The sequence below is a fragment of the Euzebya pacifica genome (assembly GCF_003344865.1).
Taxonomy (GTDB): Bacteria; Actinomycetota; Nitriliruptoria; order Euzebyales; family Euzebyaceae; genus Euzebya; species Euzebya pacifica.
Map to the genome: position 1 here is coordinate 4977690 of NZ_CP031165.1, position 19885 is coordinate 4997574.

Annotated in this window: 20 protein-coding genes; 5 read left to right on the top strand and 15 right to left on the bottom strand. The window is 72.1% G+C overall.

The window, feature by feature from the left end; all coding sequences use genetic code 11:
• Nucleotides 1-58: 58 nt before the first annotated feature.
• On the bottom strand, nt 59-1438 hold the full coding sequence (locus tag DVS28_RS21425; RefSeq protein WP_164710876.1) for a S8 family serine peptidase: 1380 nt from the start codon (nt 1436-1438) through the stop codon (nt 59-61).
• Between the two features lie 122 nt (nt 1439-1560).
• Here DVS28_RS21425 and DVS28_RS21430 point away from each other — a divergent pair, with 122 nt between their 5' ends.
• The 4 genes from DVS28_RS21430 (at nt 1561) to galE (ending at nt 8799) form a co-directional block, all read left to right on the top strand.
• Nucleotides 1561-4047 carry a putative bifunctional diguanylate cyclase/phosphodiesterase gene (locus DVS28_RS21430; RefSeq protein ID WP_164710877.1) on the top strand — a complete coding sequence of 829 codons (2487 nt, stop codon included), beginning with the start codon at nt 1561-1563 and terminating at the stop codon, nt 4045-4047.
• Nucleotides 4048-4276: 229 nt separating this feature from the next.
• On the top strand, nt 4277-6421 hold the full coding sequence (locus tag DVS28_RS21435; RefSeq protein ID WP_114593282.1) for a sodium-translocating pyrophosphatase: 2145 nt from the start codon (nt 4277-4279) through the stop codon (nt 6419-6421).
• An 87-nt stretch (nt 6422-6508) separates the two neighbouring features.
• Nucleotides 6509-7867, top strand: coding sequence for a YibE/F family protein (locus DVS28_RS21440; protein ID WP_114593283.1), 1359 nt, complete (start codon nt 6509-6511; stop codon nt 7865-7867).
• The gene (galE, locus tag DVS28_RS21445; RefSeq protein WP_114593284.1) at nt 7864-8799 is read left to right on the top strand and encodes a UDP-glucose 4-epimerase GalE; all 936 of its coding nucleotides are present in this window, start codon (nt 7864-7866) and stop codon (nt 8797-8799) included. Before DVS28_RS21440 ends, galE begins: the two co-directional genes overlap by 4 nt.
• Before the next feature lie 150 nt (nt 8800-8949).
• Here galE and DVS28_RS21450 read toward each other — a convergent pair whose 3' ends face one another.
• The 3 genes from DVS28_RS21450 to DVS28_RS21460 are packed head-to-tail and all read right to left on the bottom strand — an operon-like array spanning nt 8950 to nt 10978.
• Complete coding sequence (locus DVS28_RS21450; RefSeq protein WP_114593285.1) at nt 8950-9726, bottom strand: sterol desaturase family protein; 777 nt, start codon at nt 9724-9726, stop codon at nt 8950-8952.
• The gene (locus DVS28_RS21455; protein WP_114593286.1) at nt 9723-10469 is read right to left on the bottom strand and encodes a FadR/GntR family transcriptional regulator; all 747 of its coding nucleotides are present in this window, start codon (nt 10467-10469) and stop codon (nt 9723-9725) included. Before DVS28_RS21455 ends, DVS28_RS21450 begins: the two co-directional genes overlap by 4 nt.
• Before the next feature lie 56 nt (nt 10470-10525).
• Nucleotides 10526-10978 carry a flavodoxin family protein gene (locus DVS28_RS21460; protein WP_114593287.1) on the bottom strand — a complete coding sequence of 151 codons (453 nt, stop codon included), beginning with the start codon at nt 10976-10978 and terminating at the stop codon, nt 10526-10528.
• A gap of 53 nt (nt 10979-11031) precedes the next feature.
• Between DVS28_RS21460 and DVS28_RS21465 the strand changes: the two genes are divergently transcribed.
• On the top strand, nt 11032-11784 hold the full coding sequence (locus DVS28_RS21465; protein ID WP_216826208.1) for a sulfite exporter TauE/SafE family protein: 753 nt from the start codon (nt 11032-11034) through the stop codon (nt 11782-11784).
• Between the two features lie 9 nt (nt 11785-11793).
• Here DVS28_RS21465 and DVS28_RS21470 read toward each other — a convergent pair whose 3' ends face one another.
• The 11 genes from DVS28_RS21470 to DVS28_RS21520 all read right to left on the bottom strand — a co-directional run bounded on the left by DVS28_RS21470 (nt 11794) and on the right by DVS28_RS21520 (nt 19814).
• Complete coding sequence (locus tag DVS28_RS21470; protein ID WP_114593289.1) at nt 11794-12411, bottom strand: class I SAM-dependent methyltransferase; 618 nt, start codon at nt 12409-12411, stop codon at nt 11794-11796.
• Nucleotides 12412-12488: 77 nt separating this feature from the next.
• Entirely contained in the window at nt 12489-12947 is a 459-nt protein-coding gene (locus DVS28_RS21475; RefSeq protein ID WP_114593290.1) for an ATP-binding protein, read from the bottom strand.
• A complete protein-coding gene (locus tag DVS28_RS21480) occupies nt 12944-13273 on the bottom strand; it encodes an STAS domain-containing protein (protein ID WP_108666149.1) in 330 nt (109 codons plus the stop codon). The genes DVS28_RS21475 and DVS28_RS21480 overlap by 4 nt, the downstream gene beginning before the upstream one ends.
• A gap of 152 nt (nt 13274-13425) precedes the next feature.
• Nucleotides 13426-14637: a fibronectin type III domain-containing protein gene (locus tag DVS28_RS21485; protein WP_164710879.1), complete on the bottom strand. Its 1212-nt coding sequence runs from the start codon at nt 14635-14637 to the stop codon at nt 13426-13428.
• 28 nt (nt 14638-14665) lie between these two features.
• Entirely contained in the window at nt 14666-15463 is a 798-nt protein-coding gene (locus DVS28_RS21490; protein ID WP_164710880.1) for a sortase, read from the bottom strand.
• A 47-nt stretch (nt 15464-15510) separates the two neighbouring features.
• Nucleotides 15511-15894: a hypothetical protein gene (locus DVS28_RS21495; protein ID WP_114593293.1), complete on the bottom strand. Its 384-nt coding sequence runs from the start codon at nt 15892-15894 to the stop codon at nt 15511-15513.
• On the bottom strand, nt 15891-16247 hold the full coding sequence (locus tag DVS28_RS21500; RefSeq protein WP_114593294.1) for a hypothetical protein: 357 nt from the start codon (nt 16245-16247) through the stop codon (nt 15891-15893). The genes DVS28_RS21495 and DVS28_RS21500 overlap by 4 nt, the downstream gene beginning before the upstream one ends.
• A gap of 100 nt (nt 16248-16347) precedes the next feature.
• Entirely contained in the window at nt 16348-16647 is a 300-nt protein-coding gene (locus tag DVS28_RS21505) for a hypothetical protein (protein WP_114593295.1), read from the bottom strand.
• 23 nt (nt 16648-16670) lie between these two features.
• Nucleotides 16671-17744, bottom strand: coding sequence for a type II secretion system F family protein (locus DVS28_RS21510; RefSeq protein ID WP_114593296.1), 1074 nt, complete (start codon nt 17742-17744; stop codon nt 16671-16673).
• Nucleotides 17741-18943, bottom strand: a complete 1203-nt coding sequence (locus tag DVS28_RS21515; RefSeq protein WP_114593297.1) for a TadA family conjugal transfer-associated ATPase — start codon at nt 18941-18943, stop codon at nt 17741-17743. Before DVS28_RS21515 ends, DVS28_RS21510 begins: the two co-directional genes overlap by 4 nt.
• On the bottom strand, nt 18933-19814 hold the full coding sequence (locus DVS28_RS21520; RefSeq protein ID WP_164710881.1) for a hypothetical protein: 882 nt from the start codon (nt 19812-19814) through the stop codon (nt 18933-18935). The genes DVS28_RS21515 and DVS28_RS21520 overlap by 11 nt, the downstream gene beginning before the upstream one ends.
• Nucleotides 19815-19885: the final 71 nt, after the last annotated feature.

Below are 19885 nucleotides of genomic sequence, written 5' to 3' on the forward strand. Positions count from 1 at the left end.
GACGCGTCCGTTGGGGACAACGGCGCCGTGTTCGACGGCCCCCACCACACAACGGGAGCTACTCCCAGCCCTCCATGACCCAGCGAGCGCCCACCCAGCGGGCACCCACCCAACGAGCACCCACCCAACGGGCACCCACCCAACGGGCGCCGACGTACTCGGGGTCGCCGGCGTGGACGTCCTCGCCACCCCCGAGGTTCCAGGTGTCGGGATCCGCCGCGCTGTAGCCGGCCACGATCCGGGTGATGGGGGAGGTGTCGCGACGGATGTCGTCGTCGTCATCGACGTCGTCGAGGCTCTCGTCGAGGTCCAGCCGAGCGTTCGGCACGTCCTCACCGTCGACCTCGATCGGCTCGGCGCCGGCGTGCAGCAGGCCGGCGACCTCGTCGGGGGTCAGCTCGGGGTGGGCCGACAGCACCAGCGCGGCGGCGCCTGAGACCACCGCGGTGGCCTGGCTGGTTCCCGACCCACGGACGAGGGTGTCCCCGAGGCGGACGGCCTCGGCGTTGTCGGCGACGGCAGAGCCCAGGGCGATGGCGGACGGGATGGAGCGGCCCGGCGCCCAGATGTCGGGGCGCTCCCGTCCTCGGGTCGTCCCGGAGGAGCTGGGGTCCGGCTGGGCGTCACCGGCCTTGGTGCTGTCGGCGTGGTCGAGCGCACCGACGCTGATGATGCGGGGCTCGTAGGCCGGGGAGGCAAGGCGGTGTCCGCCGCCGTCGTTGCCCGCGGCCGCGACGACCACGATCCCGGCGTCCCAGGCGAGGGTGACGGCATGGGCCAGGATGTCGTCGGTGGGGCTGTCGGCGGGGTCCGCTGCCAGGGAGAGGTTCAGCACCCGGATGTTGCGGCCGTCGGTGTTGCGGTTCTCGATGACCCACTCGATGGCGCTGACGACCTGGTCCAGCGAGGCGTTGCCGTCCTCCTGCCCGACCCTGACCGAAACGATCCGTGCGTCGGGTGCGATGCCGGTGAAGGCGGTCCTGTCCCCGTACGTCTCCGGCCCGCCCGACGAGCCGGCGATGATCGCGGCGAGGTGGGTGCCGTGCCCGTCGGGGTCGCGAAGGGACTCGGGCAGGGTGTCACGTCGACCGTAGGGAGGGCCGCTCGGCCGCTCGGCTTCGGGCGCGGCGAAGGACGGACCGGCCAGGAGTGCGTCGCGCGACAGGACGGGCGTCGGACGGACGCCCGTGTCGATCAGCGCAACGTCGATGCCCTGACCCGTGATGCCCCGGTTCCAGAGCCGGGTGGCCCTGATGCCGCTGGCCGCTCGGTGCATCGACGCGGGATCCTCGTCCGCGGCATACCCGTCGGGGAAGCTCCAGCTGTCGTACTGGCTGTCGGCGGAGGCAGTGGAGACCGCACCCGGCACGACGAGCAGCCCGAGGGTCAGTAGCACCGCCATGGCGATGGCAGTCGCGCCCGAGTGGCTCGTCGTCATCCTGATCCCGTTCACTTGACTAGTTGTCGTCGGCTGATCACTCATAGTAGTTCCCACATACGCCGAGGTCCACCTGTTCGATAGCTCAAGTGAATGACGTTCGGCACCGATGAGCAGGAAAGATGCCCGCAACCGCCGTCGCCAGACCCGAACGCGCATGGATCCTCTCCTGGACGATGGTTGCGGTCGGCCTGATCGGCACCGCACTCTCGGTGACACTGTGGGGGGTTCGCCCCACCCACCTGGTGGCCACGCTCGGCCTCGTCGTGGCGTTCACGCTCGCCGACCGGTTCCCCGTCTACTACGAGTTCCGCGAGAGCTCCGTCGCGCTGTCGTTGACCGATGCCATCACGACCGCCGGCTACTTCATCGTCTCCCCCACCGAGCTCCTCGTCTCACGGGTGCTGGGTGGGCTGCTGGTCAGCCACGTCCTCGATCGGACCGGCCCCCTCAAGCGGGTCTTCAACACCGGGCTCGTCCTGCTGGAGGCCCTCGTGTCCGTGGGGGTGTTCGTCGCGATCAGCGCCGGCGGGGACCTGCAGGCCCCCCTCACCTGGCTGGCGGTTGTGACCGCCGTGTCGACGTCGACCGCCGTGGACGTCGTGACCCTTCGGCTGGTCATGTGGTTCGCGACCGGCCAACGAGCCGGGATCGATCGCTGGACGGCGCTGATGATGCTGCTGTCCTCGACGCTGGCCGGCAGCACCGTGCTCGCGTCGCTGATCATGGTCGACACCTCCCCCGCCGCGCCGCTGCTGCTGCTCGGCCCGACCCTGGTGTTGTTCCTGGGTCATCGTGCCCACGTCCGCACGGTGCAGGAGAACCGCCGGATCCACAGCATGTACGCCCTCGCGTCCAGCCTGTCGCGCGCCCCCGAGCTGGACCAGGTCCTGGTCGGGGTGGTCACCGAGGCCCGCCAGACCCTGCGATCGGCCGAGGCGGAGCTGCTGGTCCTGCGCCCGAGCGACGAACCGGACCTGTGGATCCACATCGACCGTGACGGGCTGCTCGACACCACCACCGAGGACGGCTGGACGGCACCGCCATCGCACCTTCGCCTGCTCCGGTCGTGGAACCCGGGTGACGGCGCCAACGGTCACGTCACCAGCGAGGAGGTCGCGGTGCCCATCGCCAGCGCGTCGGAGCTGTACGGCGTGCTCGTGGTCCGGGGGTTCCGTGCCGACCGGTCCGCCTTCGACTCCGACGACCTGACCGTCCTCTCCGGGGTCGCCAGCCAGCTGGCTGCGCACGTGTCCACGAGCAGGTTGCGCAACAAGCTGCAGACCGCCGAGGACGCCCAGCGCTACCTCGCCTCCCATGACGTGCTCACGGGCCTTGCGAACCGCCGCCGGTTCGAGGCGTCCCTGGCCCAGCTCGAGACCGACCCACGGGCCGTGGCCGAGGGCCTCTCGCTGCTGGTCATGGACCTCAAGCGCTTCCGCCAGCTCAACGACACGTTGGGCCCCACGGCAGGCGACCGGGTGCTGGTCGAGGTGGCCGACCGCCTCCGGGACAGCGTCTCGGCCAACGCGTTGCTCGCCCGGATCAGCAGCGACGAGTTCGTCGTGGCCGAGATCGGGGGCGAGCCCATGCAGCTTGCCGCCCGGCTGCAGGACGCCGTGGCCAGGCCGATCAGCGTGCACGGGCGGGAGCTGGCGATGGAGACGGCGGTCGGCGTCGCCTGCTGGCCCGCCGACGTGGATCGGGTGCCCCACCTGGTCCGCTCGGCGGACCTTGCGCTCAGCGTGGCACGCGCGAGGGCCAGCAGCGCCGTCGAGCGGTACACCGGCGAGCTGCAGACGACGCTGACCCGTCGAGCGATGATCGGCGACCTCCTCCCCGAGGCCATCCGCGCCGGTCTCATCCACCTGCACTACCAGCCGGTCGTCAACCTGCACACCGAGCAGATCACGATGGTCGAAGCGCTGGCCCGCTGGACCGACCCCGAGCTGGGGCCCGTCCGCCCGGACGAGTTCGTCGCGGTGGCCGAGGCCAACGGGCTGATCGGCGACCTCACCGACCTCGTGCTCGAGACGGCGGTCGCGCAGGCCGCTCGGTGGGCCCGGGCGGGCAGCCTCCTCGGTGTGGCTGTCAACATCAGCGTGCATGACCTGGAGCGGGAGGGCCTGGTCGGCACCATCCGCGAGGTCCTGGTCCGGCACGGCCTCCAGGCCGACCGCCTCGTGCTGGAGATCACCGAGACCGCCGTGATGTCGGATCCCGCGCGCAGCCACGACGTCATGGTGGCCCTGCGACGGCTCGGCGTCGGCCTCGCCATCGACGACTTCGGCACCGGCCACTCCTCCCTCTCCTACTTCCGGGACCTTCCCGCGACGAAGCTCAAGGTCGACCGCTCGTTCGTGCACACGTTGCTGGACGGCGAGGACGACCGGCGGATCGTGCGGGCCATCGTCGACCTCGCCCGGGGCAAGGACCTCGTCGTGGTCGCCGAGGGCATCGAGGACCGCGAGACGTTCGACCTGCTGCGCGAGATGGGGGTGCAGTACGGACAGGGCTTCTTCATGGCTCGGCCGATGCCGGCCGCCGACGTCGACGTGCTGCTGACCACCGGCATGCACCTCCCGGCCCTGCGGGGCCTCCAGGGCTGACCGCACGGGCCGCCGCGACCGGCTCGTTTGCGCCCTCGCGGGGGCCGTCCCGTACACTGCCGACCGAATCTCCCCCGGGGGGTTGTCCTGCCGTGCCGACAGCGCGACGGCGGACGACGGCGTCAATGCGCCGCGACAACGAGGACTCCCTCCGTCCCGCAAGCCCCGAGCCGCTCACCTTTCCGCATACCCGCGAGCGTGGGCGGCCCCGACCGACGAAGGCACACACATGAGCTTCATCCCCTACCTGGCCGCCGCCGCGGCCATCGCCGGCCTCGGCCTGGCGTTCTACTTCGCGAAGGTGGTGAACGCCGCCGACGAGGGCACCGACGTCATGAAGGAGCTTGCGGCCGCCATCCGCGAGGGCTCCCAGGCGTTCCTCAAGCAGGAGTACAAGTGGGTCGGCGTGTTCGTCGCCGTCATGACGGTCGTCATCGCGATCGTGCTGCCCTACGGCATGCCCTACGGTGCCGCCGCCTACCTGATGGGTGCGCTGTTCTCCTCCATCGCCGGCGTCGTCGGCATGCAGATCGCCACCGCCGCCAACGTGCGCACGGCCAACGCCGCGCGTGAGGGTGCCGCCAAGGCGCTGCCGCTGGCGTTCAAGGGTGGCGCGGTCATGGGCTTCACCGTCGCGGGCATGGGCCTGCTCGGTGTGTCGCTGTGCTACATCTTCTTCGTCGACATCGCTGGCGTCGACGATGCGTTCTCCGTCCTGGCCGCCTTCGGCCTCGGTGGGTCCTCCATCGCCCTGTTCGCCCGTATCGGCGGCGGCATCTACACCAAGGCCGCTGACGTCGGCGCCGACCTGGTCGGCAAGGTCGAGGCCGGGATCCCCGAGGACGACCCCCGCAACCCGGCAACCATCGCCGACAACGTCGGTGACAACGTCGGTGACGTCGCCGGCATGGGCGCCGACCTCTTCGAGTCCTACGCCGGGTCCATCGTGGCCCCGATCGTGCTCGCCGCCCTGCTGTTCGGCGGGTTCGTCGGCCAGGACGCCATCTCCGGTGAGATCTCCGCGATCGGCGAGGGTGGCCTCCTCGAGGGCCTCTACCTCTTCCCGCTCCTGATCGCCGCCCTCGGCATGATCGCCTCCATCATCGGCGCGCTGCTCGTCCGCGGTCGGGAAGGCAAGTCCCTGTCGGCGCAGCTGCACTTCGGCACCAACGTCGCGATGCTCCTCACCGCCGTGCTCTCCCTCGCGGCGGGCGCCTTCGTCTTCGGCGATATCGACGGCGTCGACAACGGCCTCTTCCTCGGCCTGGTCATCGTGCTGGGCCTGGGTGTCGGCTACGCCATCGGCTTCGTCTCGGAGTACTACACCTCCGACCACTACGGCCCCGTCAAGCGCCTTGCCGGTGAGTCCCAGACCGGCCCGGCGACCGTGATCATCGGCGGCATCGCCGACGGCATGATCTCCACCGTCGCCTCCGTCATCCTGATCGTCGGCGGCCTGGTCGGGTCCTACGCGCTGGGCCAGGCCGCGTTCTCCCCCGAGTTCCTGGCCTCCGCAGGGTTCGTCGCCGAGGCCGGCGGCCTCTACGCCGCCGCGCTGGCCGCGATCGGCATGCTCGCCACCACCGGTGCCGTCGTCGCCGTCGACGCCTACGGCCCGATCTCCGACAACGCCGGCGGCATCGCCGAGATGGCCCACCTGCCGCCAGAGGTCCGTGAGGTCACCGACGGCCTGGACTCGCTGGGCAACACCACCGCTGCGGTCGCCAAGGGTTTCGCCATCGGTTCGGCGGCCCTGACCGCCCTGGCGCTGTTCCGGTCCTACACCGCCTCTGTCGGCCTGACGCTGGAGGGCATCGACCTCGTGAGCGTCGAGGTCATCTCCGGCCTCTTCCTGGGCTCCATGGCGACCTTCGCCTTCGCAGCCCTGACCATGAAGTCCGTCGGTCGCGCTGCCCAGGCGATGATCGTGGAGGTCCGTCGCCAGTTCGCCGAGATCCCCGGCCTGCGCGAGGGCAAGCCCGGCGTCAAGCCCGACTCCGCTCGTTGCGTGGAGATCTCCACCCAGGCCTCGCTGAAGGAGATGGTGATCCCCGGCACGCTGGCGATCGTCCTCCCCCTCGCGGTCGGCTTCGTGTCCGTCCAGGCCCTCGGCGGTCTGCTGGCCGGCGCCCTGTCCACCGGCTTCATGCTGGCGATCTTCATGTCCAACGCCGGTGGTGCGTGGGACAACGCCAAGAAGTACATCGAGGCCGGCAACTTCGGCGGCAAGGGCTCGGAGAACCACAAGGCGGCCGTCACCGGTGACACCGTCGGTGACCCGTTCAAGGACACCTCCGGCCCGGCGATGAACATCCTCATCAAGGTGATGACCATCGTCAGCCTCGTGTTCGCCCCGGCCTTCCTCGGCCTCTAGGCAACACCACCTCTCGACGGCCCGGCCCCACGTGGGGCCGGGCCGTCGGTCGTTCCGATCCGGCACCGTCTGCACCACACTGCGGGCATGGCACGCACCACCGCACGACACGACCCGGTCCCGCACCATCGCCGGCCACGCCGCAACCGCTGGGCAGGGATCGTGCAGGCGGCGTTCTGGCTCATCGCCGTGGCCACGGTCGTCGGCGTGCTCGTCCTGTTCCCCTGGGGTGGGCCACCAGAAGCGGATCAGGCGGGGTTCGCGCAGACCTCCGAGGAACGGTTCGCCGGGCGGATCGTGGGGGTGGAGGAATCCCCGGTGCAGGACGACTTCCTGCTGCCCGGATCCGTCGCTGTCACCGTCGACGTGGTGCTCGACGACGGCCGCCAGGTGACCGTCGAGACGGTGGACGAGGCCGGGATCTTCGACCTGGGGCGTCGGGTGGAGGTGTCGCAGGTCGCCGCGACCGGAACCCCCGAGATCTGGGCGATCGTCGACCTGCCCCGCGGGGTGCCGTTGCTGGGGCTCTCGGCCGTCTTCGTCCTGGCCGTCGTGGCGCTGGGGCGGTTCCAGGGGGTGCGCGCGCTCGTCGGGCTGGTGCTGTCGGCCCTGCTGATCGTGGCGTTCCTCGTGCCCGCAGTGCTCAACGGGTCGTCCCCGACGGTGCTGGCGCTGGTGACCGCGACCGCCGTGATGCTGGTGACGCTGCCGCTGAGCCACGGGTTCGACCGGCCGGTCGTGGCTGCCGCGGTGGGGACGGCGCTGGCGCTGGCGCTGACCGTCGGACTGGCCGTGGTGGCGGTGGAGCTGACGGGGCTGACCGGCCTGGCCAGCGAGGACGTGCAGCTGGTCCGGTTCTCCACCGGCCAGTCGATCGACCTGCGGGGGTTGCTGCTGGCCGGGATGATCGTCGGAACGCTCGGCGTGCTGGACGACGTGACGGTCAGCCAGGCCTCGACGGTGGCGGCGCTGCGACGGGCGAACCCCACGCTGTCGGCCGGGCGGGTGTTCGGCGAGGCGCTGGCCGTCGGCCGGGACCACATCGCCGCGACGGTCAACACCCTGTTCCTGGCCTACGCCGGCGCGGCCCTGCCCCTCCTCATCCTCTTCTCCGTCGGCGACGCCCCGCTGGGCGAGACCCTGACCAGCGAGCTGGTGGCCCAGGAGATCGTGCGGACGCTGGTCGGCTCCATCGGCCTCATCGCGGCCGTCCCGTTGGTGACGGGGCTCGCCGCGTTGACCCTCGACGGCAGCGAACCCGACCACGGCCACGCCCACGGCGACGCGTCCGCTCCTCCCCCTGTTCCCGAACCCTCCAGCCCGGAGCCTCCCGCGGTGCCGCCCGCCGAGGTCGCGGGGACGGGGTCGGAGGCGGTTTTGGATCCGGACGCGTCGCTGCGACGCTTGTTCCGACTCGACGACGATGGGGAGGACCCGACGGAATGAAGATCCTCGTGGCAGGTGGCGCGGGCTACATCGGCAGCGTCGTGACCAGGCGGTTGCAGGAGGCCGGGCACGACGTGACCGTCCTGGACAACCTGTCGACCGGATTCGCCGACAACGTGGACGGCTGCGAGCTGGTCGAGCTGCCGATCAGCCGTGCTGGTGAGGTGCTGGACAGCTCCTTCGACGTCGTCGTCCACCTGGCCGCCTCGGCCCTCGTCGCGGAGTCCGTCGCCCATCCCGAGCGGTACTGGCAGAACAACGTCGTCGAGGGGCTGGCGCTGCTGGAGGCCATGCGGCTGGCGGGGGTCGGCGGGTTCGTCTTCTCCTCCACCTGCGCGACCTACGGCGAACCCGAGACGCTGCCGATCACCGAGGCGACGCCGACGGCGCCCGTCAACAGCTACGGCGCCTCCAAGCTGGCGCTGGACCACGCCATCGCCAGCTACAGCCGGGCGCACGGGCTGGCCGCGATCAGCTTCCGCTACTTCAACGTCGCCGGGGCCTACGGGGACCTGCGGGAGCGCCACGACCCCGAGACCCACCTGATCCCCAACCTGCTGCGCGGTGCCACCGGCGGGACCTTCAAGATCTTCGGCACCGACTTCCCCACCAGGGACGGCTCGGCGGTTCGCGACTACGTGCACGTCCTCGACCTGGCCGACGCCCACGAGATGGCGTTGGAGGCCCTCGAGCCGGGCACCCACCACATCGTCAACCTCGGCAGCGGCGACGGGACGACCGTCAAGGAGGTCCTGGCCGCCGTGGAGAAGGTGACCGGTCGATCGGTCCCCGCCGAGGAGCACGACCGCCGCCCCGGCGACCCGCCCGAGCTGGTCGCCGACTACGCCCGTGCCCGCGAGCTGCTCGGCTGGTCGCCCAAGCGAGGCCTGGAGGAGCAGATCGCCGACGCCTGGGCCGCCCTGCACCCCTGACCCACGCGTGTCGGCTCACCGGCGCCGGGCGCCGTCGCGACGACACGGCTCGAAGGTGTGTTGCCTCACCCGCGCCGGGCGCCTGTCCGACGACACGCATCGAAGGGGTGTTGTCTGGCCCGCGCCGGGCGCCTGTCCGGCGACACGCGGCTAGCGGGCGTCGAGGTTCCTGGCCGTCGGTGAGGTGGGGACGGTGGCGGCGGCGGGGCAGGTCCGCAGCAGCCGGTCGGCGGTGCCGGACGTCGTGACGGTGAACCAGTAGTTCTCGTTCTTGTAGTGGTGCAGGCGGTGGTTGCGCCAGACCGCCCGGTAGGGACGGGTGACGGGCTTGTAGTCGCTGTGGATCAGGTAGTGGACCCACTCGTAGACCATGCCGATGGCGGTCAGTGCGACGAGGTAGGTCAGGCCGAGGCCGAGCCGGTCGAACGCGAACACGCTGACCCCGACGAGGGTCGGCAGCAGCCACCAGTAGACCTTCGGGGGGATGAAGACCAGCGGGATGTCCCGTGGGTCGGCGTGGTGGGCGCGGTGCTCGCGGGCCAGCAGCGGGTCGATGGTGACCCCGGCGACCTCGAAGGGCTTGAAGTGGAGGACGAAGACGTGGATCACCCACTCCACGAACGGAAACGACGCGAGCATCAGCAGCGGGACGACGAGGTCGGTGACGTGGTAGCCACCGACGACGACCCGCGCCACGCTCGCCACGACCATGGTCGTGGCGATGATCCAGGGGGAGGGGTGACGCCAGAACCGACCGGCGGCGTCGGTGAGGGTCGTGGCGGTCGTCCGCGAACGGCGGGCGAGGTCGTCCTCGTCGGCCTCGACGCGGGCGCTGGCGAGTGCCTCGACGCGGGCCTCCTCGACACGACGGGCGTGCAGCCAGCGGCGGAGACGGGCGATGGGGCGGGTCGGCTCGAGGGTGGTCATGCGTCGGCTCCTGTCGTCGGCTGGTGGGGGGGTTGGTCGTCGATCCGGTCGAGCAGGTCGCTGATGGCGCCGTGGCCCGACGACAGCAGGTCGGCGGCCAGGTCCTGGGCGGCGTCGGCGTCGCCGGCCTCGATGGCTGCGGCAAGGGCGGCGTAGGTGTCGACACGGTCGACCTCGGCGGCCATGGCACCGGCGAGCACGTCGAGCATGGGTTCGTAGGCGGCACGCAGGCCGTTGAACATCAGCCGGTAGACGATGGACCCGGACCGCTCCACCACGGCGTCCCAGAACGCGAGGGCGGCCCGCTGGCGGGCGACCCCGTCCGGGGCGACGTCGATGGCCTGCACCGCCTCCGCGAGCGGTGGTCCCTCCCCCGCCTCGGCGGCCGAACGGGCCAGGACCGGACCGATGGAGGAACGGGTGCGGATGACGTCGCGGACCACCCGCAGGTCCAGTCCCCCGTCCCCGACGATCAGGCGAGGGAGGAGGTCCAGGCCGGCGTGCCGGCGGAAGTCGCGGACACGAGTGCCCCCACCCTGACGGATCTCGACCAACCCCGACTGCGCGAGCCGCTGGAGGGCCGCACGGACGGTGGGTCGGCTGACGGCCAGGGTGTCGGCGAGGTCCCGCTCGCTCGGGAGCGGCCCGCCGGCGACGAGGCGGCCGGACACGATCCGGTCGACCAGCTGGTCGGCGACCTCGTCGGGCACCGACCTCCGCCTGACGGGCTCCAGGTCGTCCATGCCCCGGACGCTAGACCCACAGCGGTCATCTGGTCAACTGGTAAGACCAGTTCGTGTCAGGCGATGGTCGCAGCCACCGTGGCCGCCAGCTCGATCGTCGCCGCGACCGCGTCGTCGTCGACGGGCCCTTCCAGCACCACCGGCGGGACGACCCGCCGCCAGCGCATTCCCGTCGCGATGGCCTCGAGTGCGCGCACGGCACCGTCGGCGTCGGTGGTGCCCTTGATGACCGCCGCGTACGGCAGGTTGGCCGTCGTGTCCTCCAGCGCCCGGAAGGAGGAGTCGAAGAAGTGCTTGAGCGCCCCGGACATGTAGCCGAAGTTCACCGGCGTCACGCAGACGACGGCATCGCTGGCCAGCACGTCGGCGGCGGTGGCCTCCAGCGCCGGACGCCGCACGGCCTCGACCGCGCCCTCGAGATCTGGATGGGTGACGCCGGCGACGACCGCGTCGGTCAGTCGACGGACGGAGTCCATGGGCGAGTGGTGCACGATCAGCAGGCGGGCCATCGCCGGCCACGCTAACCGCCACGACCGCCCGTTACGGCCGATTGGACAGCGGAGTGGTCCGCCTCCTACACGCACGCTGGTGGCTCGTGGATGTCGGTGCGCTGGTGCTGGTTGCCGCTGCCGCCGTCCTCGGTGGTGCAGCGCAGTCCGTGCTGGGCTTCGGCGCCGCGTTCACGCTGGTCCCCGCCCTCGCAGTGGTCGCCCCGGACCTGCTGCCGGGTGCCGCGATCACGGCGTTCCTTCCCCTGACGGCGCTCATGGCCTTCCGCGAGCGGCATCACGCCGACCGTCCGGCGGCCAAGCGGCTGGTCATGGCGCGGGTCCCGGGCACGCTGGTGGGTACCGTCGCCGTCGCGCTGCTGCCGACGAGGGGCCTCGCGGCGACCGTGGCGATCCTGCTGCTGGCGGCGGTCGTGTCGACCGCCCGCGGATGGACGCTCCCCGAGACCCGGCGAACCGAGACGGCAGCCGGCCTGATCAGCGGCTTCTCCGGGACCGCGGTCGGCCTCGGCGGCCCTCCCCTCGCCCTGCTGTATCGCCAGCGCCACTCCAGCGAGATCCGACCGACCCTGGCGGTCGTCTTCGGCCTCGGCACGGTGCTGTCGCTGGCGACGCTCGGCGCCACGGGCGGCTTCGACGTCGAGGACCTGCGCGCCGGACTGGCGCTGGGTGGGCTGAACGTCGTGGGCATGGTCCTGGCCGCCCCGGCCCTGCGTCGGCTGCCCGAGACCGTGATCCGACAGGGCCTGCTCGTCTGGGCCTTCGTGGGTGCCGTGCTCGCCCTGTTCCGCGTCGTCGCCGGCTGACCGACCCGACTACTCGGTGGGGGCGAGGCCGATGCCCTGGACCCAGCGCTGGGAGATCCCGCGGGGATCGGGCCGGGACTCGACCTCGACGTCGACGTAGCCCATGCGCAGCATCAGGGCGCGAAGCTCCTCCGCGGTGATGGAGGTGGCCTGGACCATGCCGGCAGGCGGATCGTCGATGAGGGCGAGATCGGTCTCGCCCTCCGGGAAGCTGAGGTAGATCGGGCCGCCGGCCTGCACGCGACGGAACTCGCGCATCGCCGCCGGGATCGCACGGCGCGGGAGGTGCTGCAGCGCCGCGGGGGCCCAGATCCCCATGAACTGGTTGTCGGCGAAGGGGAGCGCGCGGTAGTCCCAGCGGGCGAGCAGGCCCTTGGGGAAGAAGGTCCGGGCGACCTTCATGCACTCCATGGAGATGTCACCGGAGGCCGCGCGCAGGCCGACGTCGCGCAGCAGGCGCACGTCGACGCCGGGGCCACCGGCAACGTCGAGCACCAACGCATCCTGTCCGGCCATGCGGGCGAAGGTGCGGGCGCTGTCGCGAGGCCGACGGTCCTTCCACGACTCCAGGTACTCCTGGGCACAGGCGTCGTACAGGTTGACGGTGGCGGTGAGAAGAGCATCCACGAGACGGCGATCCTAGCTGCCACGACGATCGGCGAGTGCCAGGGGAGTGACCGGACGCTCGGGAACCGCGGCGATCCTCAACCGGCGGCGATGCCGTCGTTGCTCGGGACGCCGCTCAGCGAGAAGCGCAGCCGGACGGTGGTTCCGCCCGCGTCCTCGGGAAGCTCGATCTCGAGGGCGTCGGCCAGGGACTCCATGACGGTCAACCCGTAGCCACGTTCGGCGAGCTCGGCGAGCTCGGTGCCCTCGACGGCGGAGACCACGACTTCCTCACGACGGAGACCGGGACCATGATCCATGATCTCCACGATCAGGTTCTGCTCCTCGATCCCGACGCGAAGGGTGATGGCGTCCGCCACCCCTGCATCGCGATGCGCCTTGACGGCGTTGGTCACGCCTTCCGACACGCACGTGCGCAGGTCATGGACGCGGGCCGGTTCCATCCGCCCGACCGTTGCGGCGGCAACGGCCATGGTGCGCGCCACACCGACCAACGCGGGGTCGGGGGGAAGCACCAGGTCCAGCCACTGACTCACGACTGATCGGCCACCTGGTCCAGCGAGTCGACGACGCCGAAAACGTCCACGAGTCCGGTCACCTCGAAGATCTTGCGGACCGAATCGGAGGGGCTGACCACCACGAGGTTGCCCTCGAGCTGGCGGAGCCGCTTGAGGCCGCCGATGAGCACACCGAGTCCCGTGGAGTCCATGAACCCCACCTCGGTGAGGTCCACGGCGACCAGCCGGACACCGTCGTCGACGGCGTCCTGGATGCGTTGCCGAAGCGTCGGCGCGGTGGCGATGTCGATCTCGCCGTTGACCGCAAGCACGGTTCGTGTGCCGTTGCGGTCCTCGTTGATCATCACCTGCACAGGCGCCGCACCATCCTCTCGAAGTTCATCTTGGTCCCTCGTACACAGCCATTCCGGCCAAACATGTCCGCATCACACGCTACCTAATCATGCACGGGCCAACTCTTTTGGGGAGCTGACATCCGCCGTCGCGCGGCGGCGATTCATCGTCGGGAACCCACCGAGAGATAGCGACGCAGGTGACCAGCGACGACCACGAGCAGCAAGCCCGTCGCGCTGGCCAGGACCAGCTGACGTCGTCGACCCTCCTCCTCGTCGGTGGTCAGGATGGCCTCGCTGCCGCCCGGGCGGACGCTGCCATCGAGCAGCGCCGTCTCGGTCTCGGTCAGCTCCAGCTCGGTCTCGGTCGGGCCGATCGGCAGCAGGGGTTCGAACACCCCGTCGTCGAGGGGTACGACGGCAGGTGGTGCCGGCGCGGGAGGGGCGGGCGCCGGAGCCGGAACGGTGACCGGCCGGGGTGTGCTCGGTTCGGGTGTCACCGTGGCGGTTCCGGTCTCGGCCGGGCCGGGATCCTGGGCGACGTCGTCGTTGCCGGGGCGGCCGATCGGCCCGCCGGGCTGGGAGGTCGGCGTTGGTTCGACTGACGGGCGGTCGTCTGGCTCCGATGGCGGGTCGAACGTCCCCGGGTCGGCGGGGTCGGCTCGCACACCCCGTGACGGGGAGAAGCCGACGACCTCGCCGTCGTCACCGTCGCTGCGCACCACCACGAGGCGGTAGAGGTAGGCGCCGGGGTCGTCGACCTCGTCGTTGGTGTCGCGGACCGACGGGTCGTCGAACCGGGCGACGGTGCGCCACAGGCCGTTGTCGGTGTCGGGTCGACGCTGGATGCGGTAGGCCAGGAAATCGGGCAGGTCGACCGGATCCCACGTCAGCGCCACGACCGTGGCGTCCTCGCCGGTCGGGGCGGCGACCAGCTCGCCCTGGAAGGGGACGGCCAGGACGACCTCGTGTCCCTGGAACGCCGGCGGTTCCCCGGCGGCGGGGACGGGGCGCACGACCAAGCGGTGGCGGCCGTTGTGCATCGGCTGCTGGCCGAGCGGGTCGACCTGCAGGGCCCAGCGCTGCTCGCCGTCGAGCCCGGGACCGTCGACCCGGTTCAGCTGGAACACCCGGTTGGTGGGACCGGCCAGCTGCGCCTCGACCCCCTCGATGATCTCGCCGTCGGAGGGGTCGACGACCACCTCGATGGTGAACGTGTCCTCCAGGGACGTCCCGGCGGCCGGTGCAGCCAGCCGGAAGCTGTCGACCGCGGTGGCCGGCAGCCCGCCGAGCCGGAGCGTTGCCAGCAGGCACAACACGGCCAGCACCCATCCCAGCGGGAGGGATGCACGCAGCAGCAACGGGCCCCTGGTCATCGACCGCCCACGGTAGCGTCGGACGGGGTCACGCCCCGCCCGGGTCCGTTCCGTCGTCGGACAGGCCGTCGACGGGGATCGGCAGCCCGTCGGTGCCGAACTGCCGCGGGACGGTCTCGACCAGCTCGGCCCTGATGATGAGGCGTTCGCGCGCGCTGCCCTTGGGGTGGCAGGTCGTGAGGGTCAGCATGGCCGTCTCCGTCGGGCCGACCACCTCCCACTGGGCCGGGTCGACGATCCAGCAGGCACCCGTCGGACACGGTCGGGCGACGTCGGCGGGTGCCGGCACGATCCGGTAGGTGTGGACCTCCAGCGGCGTGACCAACGTGACCTCCGCGCCGACGACCAGCTCGTCGACCCGGTTGAACGGCTTGCCGTAGGTCGTCCGGTGGCCGGCGATGGAGACGTTGCCGACCTCGCCGGGCAACGGGGTGGTCGGGTAGTGACCGGCGCCGGCGCGCAGGGCGGCGGGCGAGGTCCCCTCGACGACCACCGTGTCCACACCCAGGTCGGGCATGACGATGCGGGTCAGGGGGTCACCGGTGGTGATGGTGCGGGTGCTGTACCGCTCGACCAGCTCGGCGGACTCGAACTGGTCCTCCAGCGGTCGTTGCACCAGCTGCGTGGTGTAGATGTCGGTGAAGAAGGGATAGGCGAAGATGCCTGCCCCGGCGACGAACAGCAGCACCGAGAAGAGGGACAGCAGCCGTCGACCCGCCGGACGCAGGCGTACGGCGTCCATCAGGTAGCCCGTGGTCGACGCGCCCGTCGCACCCCGTGGCAGCGGATCCGGCTGCAGCAGCCCGGCGGAGATCATCTCGCTCATGGGAGGGCGCCAGCGTAGCGTCGTGCCCGCCCCGCCGACCGGTCCGTTCATGGCGGGCGCAGCGCCGCTGCAGCTTCCACGGTCACCAGTCCGCCGACCAAGGGCAGGCCGATGTCGACGGCGACCACGACGAGGACGCGGTGGGGCCAACCGGCAAGGTCGACACCCACCAGGGTCGCCCCGTTCTCGAGGGTGACGTCGGCGGCCGCCTCGAGGGCAGGACTGCCGTCCCCACCGGCCAGCGTCGACCCGGTCAGCACCGCCAGCGCGGCCGCGTCAGCGGCAGCCGTGCCCTGCTGGAGCGACACCGCAGCCCGGCCGATCGACACGACCCCCACCGTCAACGCGAACGCCACCAGTCCGAGCACCAGCAGGGTCGTCGGCGCGGCCGCACCCTGCGTCGCGTCCCGTGGACGTGCGGCTGCGGTCACGGAACGTCCTCGGTGATCGTGGTCGCGGTTGCCGACAACGGGAGGCGGACCCCGGAGAGGATGGGGACCGAGAGGGTGGTGGCGACGCGGACCGTGACGGGGTCACCGGGTTGCCGGACGCCCGATGGCGGGTCGACGGTGACGTCCAGCCACGGGCGGTCCGTGACGCGCTCGACGACAACTCGGTCGTGGTCGACGCTGGCGGCCCGGGCGAGCTCGACGGCAAGCGCATGGGTCCGCAGCGACGAGACGGCCACGCCACCGACGGCGACGAGGCCCACCACCAGCACGGCGACGAGCGGCAGGACCATGGCGAACTCCATGGCCTGGCTGCCGTCGTCGGCCCGCAGCATGTCCAGCCGCGACGGACGGCGGCGCGGGCGGGGTGACCGACGGGCCCGGCCGACGGGTGCCGCGAGGCGACCTCCCGTCGACCGGTGCCCGCCGCGTGGGTCAGACGATGGCACCGAAGGCCGGCAGGAGGTCGCCGATGCGGTCGAGGAGCGAGCCGAACAGGCCGGTGAAGAACTCCTGGATGGCTTCTTCGAACCACGGCTGGCGCATCAGCCAGGTCAGGACGCTGACCGAGGCGACGCCCGCGCCGCCGAGCATGGCGTACTCCATGGCCTGCGCGCCCGTGTCGTCGGCCAGGCGACCAACGACGTCGGGCGTCGTGTTCTGGTCAACCGGGCCGGGCGTCGGGTCGATACCGGTCGACGGGTCGGCCGTGGGTTCGTGGATGGTGTCGGACATTGCTGTGCCTTTCGATGTCGGTGCTACGGCCCCAGCCGGAAGCCGCTGAACGCCGAGACCACGAGCGGGACGACGACCAGCAGCCCGAAGGCCGGGACCAGCAGCAGGGTTGTGGGGAAGACGAGTCGGACCGAGAGCTGCTCGGCAGCGGCTTCGGAGGCGGCGGCCGCGCGGCGACCCAGGTCGTCGGCCAGCAGCCGGAGGGACGCCACGGCGGGTGCACCCCACCGACGGCTGATGTCGATGACGTCCGCGGCTTCTGCCAGCCCCTCGGGGAACGCCTCGAACGGTGGGAGGCCGGCGCGGAGGCCGTCGGCGGCGCGGCGCAGCTGGCCGCGCACGGCGGGGGGACCGAGTCGGGCGACCAGGCCCATGGCCTCGACCAGCGGCATCCCGGCGGCCAGCGAGACGGCGAGGAGCTCCAGCGCCTCCACGGTCGGCAGCCCCTCCCCCGGTGTCGGCGGGACGCCGACCGACCCGGGCGCGGGACGTCCGATGCGGCGCATCGCCACCACGAGCGGGTCGACGTCGCGTACGGCCCGGCCCACGCTCGCGACGAGGTGGCGCATCCACCACGACGCCACGACGACGAGCAGCCCGGCGACCACCACGAGCACCAGCCCGCCGGGTCCGGTCAGGAACGTGCGGGCACCCGTGTCGAACACGGCGATGCCGACCGCACCGACCACCGGGAGCGTGGTCAACATCCGCGCCACGAGCCGGGCCTGCGCGGAGCGGGTGCGGACCAGCCGGTCCAGCTCGGCGGCCCGTACGACCCCGTCGACCAGCCCGTCGAGCACCGGGCCGGCCGCGGCACCGGCGACCTCGGCGACGGCAAGGGCGCGGACGAGGGGCCCACCGGGGCAGGCGGGGTCCAGGGCAAGGGCCGGCAGGTCCTCGCCGGCGGCGATCCGACGGGCGGTCGTGTCCAGCACGCCGCCCCGGTCGTGCAAGGCGGTGACGGCCTGCCCGGGAGTGGCCCCGGCATGCAGCGCTGCCCGAACCAGCAACAGGTCGACGGTGGAGATCTGCCCATCGGGCGAGGTGGGTTCGCCGAGGGGCCATGGCCGGGATCGGGAACGCCGCAACGTCCTCATGCCGCCATCCCCTCCGACGCAGTCCTCCGACCTCGGTCGTCCACCGCCAGCGGCCCGCGCGGTGACCCCGACCCGCCGCCGGCCCAGGACGTCCGTTGCCAGATCGGTTCGGCTGCCGGCCGGCCACCGGCCATCGACACGCGCGCGATCTCCACGACGCCCCGTTGGCCGCCGGGGCCGCGGTCGAGCGCAACCACGAGGTCCAGCGCGCTGCCGAGCTGGGCGTGCACGGCCTGGACCGGAAGCCCGGCCTGCAGGGCCATGCCCTCCATCCGGACCAGTGCCTGGGCCCCGCTGCGGGCGTGCACGGTGGTCATGCAGCCCTCGTGGCCGGTCACGAGCGCCTGCAGGACGTCGGCCAGCTCGACCCCGCGAACCTCGCCGACCACGATCCGGTCGGGCCGCATCCGCAGGGCCTGCCGCACCAGGTCGGCGATGGTGACCGCTCCGGTGCCCTCCGCCGATGCGGGGTGGGCCTCGAGCCGGACGAGGTGCGGGGTCTCGGGTTGCAGCTCGGGCGCGTCCTCGATGAGGACCACGCGTTCGTCCTCACCGACGTCGGTGACCAACCGTTGCAGGAGCGTGGTCTTGCCGGTCCCCGTGCGTCCGCAGACGACGATGCACTCGCGTTCGGCCACCGCCTGCCGGAGCAGGTCGGCGACCTCGTCGGGCACGGCGGCGGAGGCCACCAGCGACGCCCAGGGCAGCAGGCGGGCGTCGAAACGGCGAAGGGTGACCAACGGCCCGTCGGCGCAGACCGGGGCGATCACGGCGTGCAGCCGGCTGCCGTCGGGCAGCCGGGCGTCGACCCACGGCTTGGTCCGGTCGATGCGGGCACCGGTCGGTCCGACGGCCCGGCGCACGGCGTCGAGCACCGCAGCGGCGGAGTCGAAGGTCACCTCGGTCCGTTGCAGCACGCCGTGCTGCTCGATCCAGACCTCGTCGGGCCCGTTCACCATCACGTCGGTCACACCCGGCCGGCGCAGCAGCTCCTCCAACGGCCCCATGCCGGCCAGGTGGTCGGCGAGGGTGCGAACGGCGTCGGCGAACCGGTCCTCGGGCAGGGCCACGCCTTCCTCACGCAGCGCACGCGCAACCGCCGCGCGGACCTCTGCCGGCCCGTGGGGAACGGTCCCGTCGGCGTCCTGGGCCAGCCGGCTGCGCAACCGGCCGAGCAGCTCCTCGCGTTCAGCGACCACGACCCTCGCCTCCCCCCGCCGCGTCGATCCATCCAAGCCCCGCGCGAAGGCCCGAGCCGAGGTCGGCGACCAGCCGGCCGGGCAGCGCCCCCGGCAGTCGACCGCGCAGCCCGGCACGGGCAACCCGGACACTGTGGTCCAGCGGCACGTGTCGTCGACCAGCCACGGCCCGCGCCACCTCGTGGGGGTGGAGCCCGCCGGTGCCGACGGTCACGACGACGCTCGCCGACCCGCCCCGCACGGCGGCCAGGAGCGAGGCGTCGGGCCGGGCCACCAGCACGTGGCCGCGAGGGTCCACGCCCAGGTCGACCACGACGCGCTCCCCCACCCCCGACCGGCCGACCGCGTCGTGCAGGTCGCCACCGATCCGCAGGCCCGGCAACGACTCGACCTCCTCCAACGCCGAGCCGTCGACGCCGCACAGCCGCCGTCCGGTCGCATCGGTCACCAGCCACGTGGGCACACCCGACCATGCCGAGACCGCCGCTGCCGCGATGGCCACGGTGCTGGTGCCCACCCCGCCGGCCGCACCCGCGACGCCGACCACCTCGGCGGCCGGCCGGACCACCGCCGACGGTCGCAGGCCGGCCAGGCGTTCGGCCTCCTCGGGCCAGCGCACCACGTCACGGACGCCGGAGTCGATCGCGTGCCGGACGTCGGCCCCGTCCAGCGACCGCGCGATCAGCACCGCCCCCTCGTGTGCGGACCCGTCCTGCACCGACGCCACATCGACCAGGCGCAGCCGTGCCGGCAAGGCTGCGGAGTCGGCGACGACCTGCCATCCGAGGGTCGACTCGACCCACCGGACGACGTCGTCGGCCAGCTGTCGGTCCGCCATCTCGACGGCCACGGGAAGGGCTGTGGTGCTCACGGTCAGCACCGTAGGCAGGCCCACGCCATCGCGACCGAGCAACCCGTCCAGCCCTGTGGACAAGCCGGCGG